At 71.4% G+C, this 7,815-nt stretch carries 6 protein-coding genes; 3 read left to right on the top strand and 3 right to left on the bottom strand.

Translation table 11 applies throughout. The features are described from left to right. The 3 genes from HUW62_RS43975 to HUW62_RS43965 form a co-directional block, all read left to right on the top strand. Positions 1-401 (top strand): DUF2760 domain-containing protein (locus tag HUW62_RS43975; protein ID WP_176437855.1); only part of this gene is annotated, 401 nt, incomplete at its 5' end. Positions 402-462: 61 nt separating this feature from the next. Continuing rightward, positions 463-2,325 (top strand): Hsp70 family protein, encoded by a 1,863-nt coding sequence (locus HUW62_RS43970; RefSeq protein ID WP_176437854.1) that lies wholly within the window; start codon positions 463-465, stop codon positions 2,323-2,325. Between the two features lie 25 nt (positions 2,326-2,350). Beyond that, positions 2,351-5,128: an Hsp70 family protein gene (locus HUW62_RS43965; RefSeq protein WP_176437853.1), complete on the top strand. Its 2,778-nt coding sequence runs from the start codon at positions 2,351-2,353 to the stop codon at positions 5,126-5,128. A gap of 79 nt (positions 5,129-5,207) precedes the next feature. Here the strand turns inward: HUW62_RS43965 and HUW62_RS43960 are convergent, their stop codons facing one another. From HUW62_RS43960 to HUW62_RS43950, 3 genes are all read right to left on the bottom strand, one after another. Continuing rightward, positions 5,208-5,597 carry a hypothetical protein gene (locus HUW62_RS43960; RefSeq protein ID WP_163861441.1) on the bottom strand — a complete coding sequence of 130 codons (390 nt, stop codon included), beginning with the start codon at positions 5,595-5,597 and terminating at the stop codon, positions 5,208-5,210. Between the two features lie 224 nt (positions 5,598-5,821). After that, a complete protein-coding gene (locus tag HUW62_RS43955; protein WP_176437852.1) occupies positions 5,822-7,615 on the bottom strand; it encodes a bifunctional UDP-sugar hydrolase/5'-nucleotidase in 1,794 nt (597 codons plus the stop codon). 45 nt (positions 7,616-7,660) lie between these two features. Next, the coding region (locus tag HUW62_RS43950; protein WP_176437851.1) for an MYXO-CTERM sorting domain-containing protein at positions 7,661-7,815 on the bottom strand (155 nt) is incomplete at its 5' end.

Genomic DNA, 7,815 nt, shown 5'->3' with positions numbered 1-7,815 from the left:
CTGCCCTGCCGCCCGAGCGGGAGCACGCCAGCGCCCTGGCCCTGCTCGCCATGCTCCAGAGGGAAGGTCGGCTGGTGGACTTCCTCCAGGAGAACGTGGCCGCCTTCTCGGACGCCGAGGTGGGAGCCGCCTGCCGCACCGTCCACGAGGGGTGCCGCAAGGTGGTGGGCCAGTACTTCACCCTCAAGCCGGTGCTCCCCCAGTCGGAGGGAGAGCAGGTCACCGTGCCCGTGTCCTTCGATGCCCAGCGCATCCGCCTCATTGGCAACGTGACGGGACAGCCTCCCCACACCGGCACGCTGCGCCACCACGGGTGGGTGACGTCGGAAGTGAAGTTTCCGGTCGTGAGCCCCGCCATGGACCCGCGAGTGCTCGCTCCAGCGGAAGTCGAGCTCGCCTGAGCGTCGCTCGACGGACACGCAGACCGGACAAAAGGGAGCCTTCAAGGAGTTCAAGCCCGATATGGCCCGCTATTCCATCGGCATCGACCTTGGCACCACGCACTCCGCGGTGTCGTACTTCAACCTCGAGGACAGCAAGGCCCGGGGACGCGCGCAGTCGATGTTGCCGATTCCCCAACTGACGGCGCCCGGCACGCTGGAGTCGCGCCCGCTCCTGCCCTCCTTCCTCTATCTGCCCTCCGCCCAGGAATTTCCCCAGGGCAGCCTGGCGCTGCCGTGGAACAAGGACGCCTCCTCCATCATCGGTGAGTTCGCCCGCGCCCACGGGGCCAAGGTCCCCACCCGGCTGGTGTCGTCACCCAAGAGCTGGCTGTCCCACCCCGGCGTGGACCGGCGCTCGGCGCTCCTGCCATGGCAGGCTCCGCAGGACGTGCAGCGCGTGTCCCCGTTGGACGCGTCCGCGCGCTTCCTGCGCCACCTCAAGGAGGCGTGGGACTCCACCTTCGCGCAGGGGGACGACGAGTCCGGCAACGCGCTGGCCACCCAGGACGTCATCGTCACCGTCCCCGCGTCCTTCGATGCGGCGGCGCGAGAGCTGACGCTGGAGGCCGCGAAAGCGGCGGGAATCGAGCACCTCACCCTGCTCGAGGAGCCGCAGGCCGCGCTGTACGCGTGGCTGGAGGCGATGGGGGAGAACTTCCGGCAGCAGGTGAAGCCCGGCGAGGTCATCCTCGTCGTCGACGTGGGCGGCGGCACGTCCGACTTCTCCGTCATCACCGTGCGCGACAGCGGCGGCGAGGTGGAGCTGCTGCGCGTGGCGGTGGGCGACCACATCCTGTTGGGCGGCGACAACATGGACCTGGCGCTGGCGCACACGCTCAACCAGCGCCTGGCCGCCGACGGCAAGAAGCTGGACCCGTGGCAGTTCAACGCCCTCACCTACGGCTGCCGGCAGGCGAAGGAGACGCTGTACGGCGACACCTCGCTGGACAAGGTGCCCATCTCCATCCCCGGCCGGGGCTCGTCCCTCATCGGCGGCACGCTGCGCACGGAGCTGACACGCGAGGAGTTGGATCGCGTCCTCACCGAGGGCTTCTTCCCCGTGACACCCCTGGCGGAGCTGCCCCGCACCGCGCGGCGCATGGGCCTGGCGCAGATGGCGCTGCCCTACGCGCAGGACCCGGGCGTCTCGCGGCACCTGGCGGCCTTCCTCACGCGGCAGGCCCAGGCGCTGGCGGCGAGCCACGACGCACCGGTGGACGTGGGCGACAAGTCCTTCCTCCACCCGACGGCGGTGCTCTTCAACGGCGGCGTCTTCAAGGCGGGCCCTCTCAAGGAGCGCGTCATGGAGGTGCTCAACCTGTGGCTGAAGGCGGACGGGGGCCAGCCGGCGAAGGAGCTTGAGGGCGCGGACCTGGACCTCGCGGTGGCGCGCGGCGCGGCGTATTACGGCTGGGTGCGCCAGGGCAACGGCCTGCGCATCCGCGGCGGCACGGCGCGCGCGTACTACGTGGGCGTGGAGTCGGCGATGCCCGCGGTGCCCGGCTTCGAGCCTCCCGTGAAGGCGCTGTGCGTGGCGCCCTTCGGCATGGAGGAAGGCACGCAGGCGGATGTGCCGCCGCAGGAGTTCGGCCTCGTCACCGGCGAGCCCACCAGCTTCCGCTTCTTCTCCTCCTCCATGCGGCGCGACGACAAGGTCGGCGTCATGGTGGATGACGTGGCGGACGAGCTGGCCAAGGGAGAGATGGAGGAGCTGGCCCCCATCGAGACGACCATGCCCGGACAGGCCTCGACCTACGGCGACTTGACGCCCGTCAACCTGCAGGCCGCGGTGACGGAGGTGGGGACGCTGGAGCTGCGGTGCCTGGAGAAAGGTGGCTCGGGACGTTGGAAGCTGGAGCTCAACGTCCGCATGAAGGAGTAGAACGCCGGCCGGCAAACGGAGGTGTATGCGAATCGTCGGCATCGACCTGGGTACCACCCACTGCGCGGTGGCGTCCGTGGACCCCTCTCGGGGCGCGAGCGCGCCCGTGGAGGACTTCCCCGTTCCCCAGCTCGTCCGTCAGGGGGAGGTGGCGCCGCGCGCGCTGCTGCCCTCCACCGTGTACGTGCCCGCGGGCCACGAGCTGAGCACCGAGTCCCTCCAGCTTCCCTGGGGTGACGACGGCGGCCCGTGGGTGGTGGGAGAGCTGGCCCGCTGGCAGGGCGCCCGCGTTCCGGGACGACTGGTGGCCAGCGCCAAGAGCTGGCTGTGCCACCCGGGCGTGGACCGCTCCGCGCCCATCCTCCCCTGGGGCGCTCCGGCCGACGTCCAGAAGCTGTCCCCCGTCGACGCCAGCGCCCTGCTCCTGACGCACCTGGCGCGCGCGTGGGACTACACGCATCCGGACGCCCCCCTGTCGAAGCAGGAGGTGGTCATCACCGTCCCCGCCTCCTTCGACGAGGCCGCGCGCGCCCTCACCGTGAGCGCCGCGCGCAAGGCCGGGCTGGAGAAGTTCACCCTGCTCGAGGAGCCCCAGGCCGCCTTCTACGACTACACCGCGCGCCACCGCGCGGACCTGGAGCAGACGCTCTCCCACGTCCGGCTGGTGCTGGTGGTGGACGTGGGCGGAGGCACCACCGACTTCACGCTGGTGCACGCGGGCGTGTCGCCGGAAGGTCCCATGCTGCGGCGCCTGGCGGTGGGTGACCACCTGATGCTGGGTGGCGACAACATGGACGCCGCGCTGGCCCGGCGTGTCGAGGAGAAGCTCGTGGCGGCCGGACGCCGCCTGTCCGCCACGCAGTGGACGCAGGCGATTCAAGCCGCGCGCACCGCGAAGGAAGCACTGCTGGGCAAGGAGCCTCCAGAGAAGTACGGCGTCTCGCTCGCGGGCGAGGGCAGCCGCCTCTTGGGCGGAACGTTGTCCTCCGAGCTGACGCGAGAGGAGGCCCACGCGCTGGTGCTGGACGGCTTCTTCCCGCGCACCCCGCCTGGCGAGCGGCCCCGTCGCGCCGCGCGCATGGCGCTCCAGGAGCTGGGCCTGCCGTACGTGCAGGACGCGGCGGTGACACGCCACCTGGCCGCCTTCCTCGCGCAGCACGCGGCGGCGGGCTTCGCGGCCCTGGGCGAGGCCCCGCCTTTCGAGGGCGCCCTCCCCCGCCCCGACGCCATCCTCCTCAACGGCGGCGTCTTCAACTCGCCCTGGATTTCGGAGCGACTGGTGGAGGCCGTGTCCGCTTGGTGGCCGGACGCGCCGAAAATCTCCCTCTTGCGCCACGTGTCGCTGGAGCTGGCCGTGGCGCGCGGCGCCGCGTACTACGGACTGGTGCGGCGCGGGCACGGCCTGCGCATCGGCGGTGGCGCGGCGCGCGCGTATTACGTGGGCCTGCAGCGCGCGGCGGACAGCGCGGAGCAGCCCGCCCTCTGCCTCATCCCCCGAGGCTTCGAGGAGGGCCAGAAGGTCGACCTGGGTGAGCGCCCCTTCACGCTCACGCTCGGCCGACCCGTGCAGTTCCAGCTCTACTCGACGACGAGCGACCGCATCGACAAGCCAGGAGATTTGGTGCCGCTGGCGGAGGACTTGAAGCCCCTGCCGCCCATCCACACGCTGCTCAAGGGCGCGTCGGGGAAGGTGGCGGAAGTCCCGGTGCACCTCCAGGCGGCGCTGACGGAGATTGGCACGCTGGAGCTGTACTGCGTCTCCGACGTCGCGGACGAGCGGTGGCGTCTGGAGTTCGAGCTGCGCGGCACGGGCGGCTCCCACGAGCTGACCGTCACCGAGTCCATGCCCGCGCGCTTCGCCGAGGCGAAGGACAACATCGAGCGCGTCTACGGAAACAAGCCGCTGCCCCTGGGCCCCAAGGACGTGAAGCAGCTGTCCCGGACGCTGGAGAAGGCGCTGGGGCCTCGCGACACGTGGCGCGTGCCGGTGCTGCGAGAGATGTGGAGCACGCTGTACGCGGGCGCCAGCAAACGCCGCCGCAGCGAGGACCACGAGCGCGTCTTCTACAGCCTCGCGGGCTTCACCCTGCGCCCGGGCTTCGGCTACCCGCTGGATGGCTGGCGCGCGGAGCAGACCTTCAGCCTCTTCGACGCGCTGGTGCAGCACCACTCGGACAAGGCGGTGTGGACGGAGTTCTGGGTGATGTGGCGCCGCATCGCCGGCGGACTCACCGAGGCACAGCAGCAGAAGCTCTACGCCTACCTGCAGCCGCACCTCGCGAGGAAGGTGCCCCCCGGCACGCCGCCGCCTGGGAAGCTCAAGGGAATCCAACCCGAGGGATTGGAGGAGATGGTGCGCACGGCTGCCTCACTGGAGCACCTGCCGCCCTCCGACAAGGCGGAGATGGGGCGGTGGGTGGCCGAGCGGCTGAAGGCGGAGGCGAAGTCCGGCGGCCCCTGGGCCTGGGCCCTGGGACGACTGGGCGCGCGCGTGCCGCTCTACGGCAGCGGCCACAAGGTGGTGGACGTGGAGACCGCGGAGGCGTGGCTCACGCTGCTCCTGGAGATGGATCTGCGGAAGATTGACGGCGCGCCCTTCGCCGCCGCGCAGCTCGCGAGGCTCACCGGCGACCGCACGCGGGACTTGGACCCGGCCCTGCGGGAGCGCGCGGCGCAAGCGCTCGTCGCGGCCCAGGCGTCGGAGACGTGGGTGCGCATGGTGCGCGAAGTCGTGGCGTTGGAAGCGGCGGACGAAGCCCGTGCGCTCGGTGACACGCTGCCGGCGGGCTTGCGACTGTCGTGACGTCCGGCTCGAAAACGTCCCTTCGGGTCGGCCAGTCCCTGGTCGACCCGGAGGAGTGACCGCCGCGGCCTGAAGCGCTTCAGCCCCGCGTGGGCGAGGCGGGCGCGGCGACTTCAGCGGTGGCCTTCGGAGCGGCGCGCTCGACGACCTGGAGCACCGGCGTGGCCTCGGCGGGCGCGGCGGGAGTCTCGCCCTTGCCAGCCTTGGGTTTCTTGGTGCCCGCGCCCGAGCGGCACGTCCGGCACCAGGGCTGGTTGCGGATGGCGCCGTCCGCCATTTTACGCAGACCGAACTGGGCCAACGGCTTCAGGGTGCGACACTTGATGCACATCAACGAGATGAGCACCTCGTGGCCATCCGCGTCGTAGACGGCGGACTTGCGCCGCTTGCGTGGCTGGGCCTGCCCCGGCTCACGCGGCTTCGCCTTCTCCGGCGGCGGCGGCATCATCGGGGTCACTTTGTAGAGCATGTCAGTCCCTCGCTCTCGAGGGCCTCCGCACGCAGTCCCTGATGATGGGGCCACCTCGGCACGGGCACTCGCGAGCCCTAGAGTAAGGACTCTTCCTCCCGTTGAAAACTGATCCCAGGCCGAAAAATCGGCCCTGGAGCGTTTCCGCTGATCTTTCCAAGGGTTGGCGGTCCCCTTCACCGCCGGCGGATCAGCTCGCGGTCGAATTTTCAGCCCAGGCTCCCTCAGCGAGACGCTGTGGGACACACCTGTGCGACACCGCTGTAGCGCACGCGTCCCAGCGCGGGCGTGGGCAGGACACCCCCGTGGGAGCGGCCGTAGGCGATCAGCGCCTCGCGCAGGTCCATTCCCCGGAATGGGGACAGCTCGGCGCGTTCTGGAGGCAGTGGCCGCGTCACGCCGTCCACGCCGTCACCTCCCCGTGCGAGGAAGTCTGGCACCGCGACGCGGTAGCGCTGCTCCGGCACGAGCGGCTTGCCGCCCTCCAACGTGACGCCCTGCAACCGGCCGGGGCCCGGACAGCGGGCCAGCGTCAATTCCAGGCCAGACACCGCGAACACGGCGCCGCGCTCCACGCCATGCGCCAGCTCCAGCAGGTGCCGCAGCTCCGCGCCGGTGAGCGTGAGCACGGCCACCGTGTTGTCGAATGGGAGCGCCTGGTAGACGTGGCCGAAGGACAGCGTCCCACCTGGCAGGTCGGCCCGGATGCCCCCGGGGTTCATCACCGCGGCGTCCGCGCCGGCCGCCTCGCGCAGCGCGTCCGCGATGACGTTGCCCAGCGCGCCCTCCTCCGTGAAGCCGCGCGCCAGGGGTGACGCGCAGGACACGCCCGAGGCTCGGCCCTGGGCCTCGTCGACCTTCGCCAGCGTGGGCGCGAGCAGCCGCGTCACCTCCGCGTCCGGCCGCATGGCGGTGCCCAGGAAGACCGACGGAGACAGCTTCACCTCGGCGCGCTCGCGCAGGCGGCGTCCGTCACAGTCACCGTGGACGGCGTCCACCTGGGTGCACAATGGAACGGCGGCCTGGATGCGAGTGAGCGACGGGTCCACGCGGCGCTTCACCGGGTCGACGAAGAGCTCCACCACGCCCAGCGAGCGAGCCTGTCCCGTCGTCTCGATGATGGGCACGCCGTCGAAGAAGTGGCCCATCGTCTGGTGCGTGTGCCCGGCCACCACCGCGTCGAGCGTGCCCTGGGGCAGCGCGGCCAGCATGTCGAGAATCTCCGCGTCGCCCTTGTCGCAGCTCGACGTGTCCCGGGGATTGCGCAGGTCCGAGCACTGGCCGCCCGCGTGCGCCACCGCCACGACCACGTCCGCGCCGCGCTCGCGCAGGGAGCGTGAGGCCTCCAGCGCCGAGGACGCCAGGGGCGCGAAGCGCAGCGAGTCCACGTTGGCCGGATTGGTGACGCTCGGGGTGGACTCGGTGGTGAGGCCCAGCACGCCGACGCGCAGCCCCTTCACCACGACGATGTGCGTACCGTCGTTGCCCAGCCATGAGGGAGACTTGCCCGTCGCCGCGTCGCGGAGGTTGGCGGACAGGAGCGGAAAGCGCGCCTGCTTCACGCGCGCCTTGAGGGCACCGAGCGGGTCCTCGCCGGAACCCGCGGCCATGGGCGCGGGCCCCGCGGGCCCGTAGTCGAACTCATGGTTGCCGATGGCCGCCGCCGTGAAGCCCAGGTGGTTGTACACGTCGACGACGATGGCGCCCTCGGTGAGGTTCGACGCCAGCGTGCCCTGGAAGAGGTCGCCGCCATCCAGCAGCAACACACCTCCGGGATTGTCCTCGCGAAGCCGCGCGACATACGCGGCGAGCATGGCGGCACCGCCCTCCTCCACCACGCGTCCATCCGCGAGCTTCGTGCGGTGCGGCTCCACCTGCCCATGGAAGTCGTTGAGGCCCACCAGCGTGATTCGCACCGGCGAGATGGGAGGCGCGACGACGGGCGCGGAGGGCTGGGTGCCGGCGCAGGCGGCGGCACAAGTCACGAGCGCGAGGAGGAAGGGGCGCGGGGAACGCATGAGCGGTCGCACTTCATCGTGCCCCGCGCCCCATGGCAACGCGCTTCAGCGCTCGCGGCGTCGGCGCACCGACAACCCCAGGGCCAGCAGGCCGAGGAGCACACTACCGGGCACGGAGGCGGCGGTGCAGTCGCAGCCCGAGGTGCCGGAGTCAGTGGGGAGGCCGCCACCACCCGGGTCGGGCCGTCCTCCACCACCAC

This window comes from Myxococcus sp. AM011, from assembly GCF_013372595.1.
GTDB classification, from domain to species: domain Bacteria; phylum Myxococcota; class Myxococcia; order Myxococcales; family Myxococcaceae; genus Myxococcus; species Myxococcus eversor.
This window is presented reverse-complemented; position numbering and strand designations above follow the sequence as displayed.